This window comes from uncultured Kiloniella sp. (genome assembly GCF_937128705.1).
Classification (GTDB): Bacteria; Pseudomonadota; Alphaproteobacteria; order Kiloniellales; family Kiloniellaceae; genus Kiloniella.
Window position 1 is genome coordinate 1 of the sequence record NZ_CAKZMP010000365.1, and the last position, 2,998, is coordinate 2,998.

3 protein-coding genes and 1 pseudogene are annotated in these 2,998 nt (G+C 44.7%); 3 read left to right on the forward strand and 1 reads right to left on the reverse strand.

All coding sequences use genetic code 11. The features are described from left to right. The 3 genes from Q0241_RS18455 to Q0241_RS18465 form a co-directional block, all read left to right on the forward strand. The coding region (locus Q0241_RS18455) for a hybrid-cluster NAD(P)-dependent oxidoreductase (protein ID WP_299380497.1) at positions 1-1,011 on the forward strand (1,011 nt) is incomplete at its 5' end. Between the two features lie 181 nt (positions 1,012-1,192). Then, positions 1,193-2,038, forward strand: a complete 846-nt coding sequence (locus Q0241_RS18460; protein ID WP_299380498.1) for a fumarylacetoacetate hydrolase family protein — start codon at positions 1,193-1,195, stop codon at positions 2,036-2,038. 182 nt (positions 2,039-2,220) lie between these two features. Next, positions 2,221-2,772 (forward strand): PAS domain-containing protein, encoded by a 552-nt coding sequence (locus tag Q0241_RS18465; protein ID WP_299380499.1) that lies wholly within the window; start codon positions 2,221-2,223, stop codon positions 2,770-2,772. 55 nt (positions 2,773-2,827) lie between these two features. On the opposite strand, the pseudogene Q0241_RS18470 reads toward Q0241_RS18465, so the two are convergent. Continuing rightward, positions 2,828-2,998, reverse strand: a pseudogene (locus tag Q0241_RS18470) (NADPH-dependent 7-cyano-7-deazaguanine reductase QueF); the annotation flags it as partial.

Here is a 2,998-nt window from a genome sequence, read left to right on the forward strand (position 1 = left end):
ATGATTCTTCAAGATACCCATGACGTCAAAACCTTTTGCTTTCAAACCACGGACAACAGCTGGTTCCGCTACCTGCCGGGACAGTTCATCACCATCGAGCTGGAAATTGACGGCAAGCCTGTTCTACGGACTTACACCCTGTCTTCCAGTCCTTCGCGTCCCCTGTCAATATCCATTACGGTCAAAGCAAACAAAGACGGCTATGCCTCTCAATGGCTACATGATAATTTGAAAGAAGGCGACAAAATCAAGGCCCATGGTCCTGCTGGTCTCTTTACCCTGCATAACCATCTGGCTGATAAATACCTGTTTATTTCCGGGGGCGCAGGTATTACCCCTACCCTGTCTATGACTCGCTGGCTTTTTGACCAAGGCACCCATACAGACGTACATTTTATTCACTGCGCCCGGACGCCTTCAGACATTATTGCACGGCGTGAGCTGGAAAGTATGAGCGCGCGCGTCAGTGACATCAAGGTTGCATATGCCTGTGAAGAGCCTGATCCATACGGAGCCTGGACCGGATATACCGGACGCCTCAATCAATTGATGCTGGAATTGATTTCCCCTGATTATCAGGACCGAGAAATTTTTTGCTGCGGACCAGGCCCTTTTATGCAGGCCGTCCGTGATATTCTCAACACAGCTGGCTTCAACATGGATCAATACCATGAAGAGAGCTTTGAGGCACCAATCACCGATGAAGAAGACCGTCCAGAACATGATGACGTTATTATTGATGACGATGCAAAATCATCTGTCAGCTTCCAAAGATCCAAAAAAGATACCCGGGTTCAAGAGTCCGATACCATCCTGACCGCGGCCAAGAAAACAGGACTTCACATTCCAAGCGCTTGTCAGTTTGGTGTTTGCGGGACCTGCAAAGTCAAGAAAGTCTCTGGTGAAGTTCACATGATGCACAACGGTGGTATTACACAAGAACAGATCGACGACGGTTACGTTCTTGCGTGTTGCTCGAACCCATTGGGAGATGTCGTTATCGACTTCTAACTAAGCACACGGTTGTCAGCAGAGGTGATCCCAAACAAGACCACCTCTGCACAACAAAGATGTAAGTCAACAAACTCCTTTTGTGATCAACATTCACAATTTTTCCCAAATTTTCCTGTCGTCTCTTTAAATTTCTGACGCTATTGTAGTCATCAATTAATAGAAAACAGGGATAGAGATCATGAAATTACTGCGTTACGGCCCTATTGATCAGGAAAAACCGGGCTTATTGGACCTACAAGGTAACATCCGTGATCTTTCCGGAATCATTGATGATATAAATGGTAAAAATCTTAACTCCCAAGCTATTTCAAAAATACAGGAACTGGATAGCAACTCTCTGCCTTTAGTAGAGGGCACACCACGAATAGGCCCTTGTGTTGCCAACGTGGGGAAAGTCATTTGTATTGGCTTGAACTATCATGACCATGCCAAGGAAGTCGGAGCAAAACCAACGCCAGAGCCACGTATTTTTATGAAAGCAAGCTCTTCAATTTCCGGCCCCTATGACAATGTTGAAATCCCTAGGGGGTCTGGAAAGACAGACTGGGAAGTCGAACTTGGCGTCATCATCGGTAAAAAAGCAAAATACATCGAAATTGATCAAGCAATGGATCATATCGCTGGCTATTGCCTCGCCAACGATGTGTCAGAGCGCGATTTTCAAATGCATCGATCCGGACAATGGGTAAAGGGTAAAAGCCATGACACCTTTTGCCCTCTTGGCCCATGGCTGGTCACGCCAGATGAAATTGGTGATCCACACCAACTCCCAATTTGGCTAGAAGTTGATGGCACACGTCATCAAAACAGCTCTACAAGCAATCTTGTCCATCGCATCCCGGAAACAATTTCTCATCTCAGCCATTTCATGACGCTTCTACCCGGCGATGTTATTTTGACTGGAACGCCCTCTGGCGTAGGCATGGGGATAAAGCCAGCCCCGCTTTTCCTTAAACCAGGCATGACCATGGAACTTGGTATAGAGGGACTTGGGACACAAAAACAATGCACTATATTAGCTTAAACCTCGTCATAAAAACATCTTTCCCATATCACGTGGTTTCCTACACACAAGAAAAGAGTGTTAATTGAGATTTTGTGTTTCAGTTTTACGTTAAATTGTATAAGTACACGCACTAACCATAAAAAATATATGAACATGTCTAGGCGCGGCAGGAAATAGAGCCAACAAAACAGGATCCAGTATTGATAGCAACTTTGAAAAAACTCCATAACTATTGGAGTGAGAAAAAAAAGCGTCGCCCCTTTCCTGCTAGAGACGATTTAGACCCTATTGATTTCCATTATGCCCTTGGTGATGTTTCTCTGATTGACGTTGATCAACCAGAAAGCTGCCAAAGCCCTGTATACAAAATCCGTTTACTCGGCAGTAACATTCAAGAACGCATTGGTGGCTCATATACCAATCGTAATCTTGAAGAGTTTCCAGAGGCTGGATCTCTACGAAAAATGCGTATCGCGTACCAAGAGGTATTAAAAACAAAAGAACCCCTAGCTTATACCAGTTGCTTCAAAACCGGAGAAAAAAAACAGCCCTTCATGTGTTGTATTTGGCCTCTTTCAAGCGATGGAGAAAAAATTAACATGCTACTGTGTTGCCGGGAACATATCGTAAATTGTTCACTTTTGGCAGATCAAACGGCTCAATTTAGCGCGTCAAAAACATGGCCTTATAGAGAATGGAGCAACTCGCCTCTGTTTTCTTCACTTACTCAAAATAATCAATTAATATCATAATAAAAAAGGCTCTGTACAAATAGTACAGAGCCTATAGATACGAATAAAACTTCGTTTACCCGCGCCCACGATAAGGGGGAACCCCCTGATCCGGAATCCAAATGCCTTCTGGCGCCGGGCCTGATTGATAGAAAACATCAATCGGAATACCCCCACGCGGATACCAATAACCGCCGATACGCAACCACTTTGGTTCCAAAAGCTCTTCAATACGTTTGCCAATGGA

What these genes read in the sequence shown, in the direction of transcription:
- Q0241_RS18460 (WP_299380498.1), top strand. Translation starts at nt 1,193, where the DNA reads ATGAAATTACTGCGTTACGGCCCTATTGATCAGGAAAAACCGGGCTTA.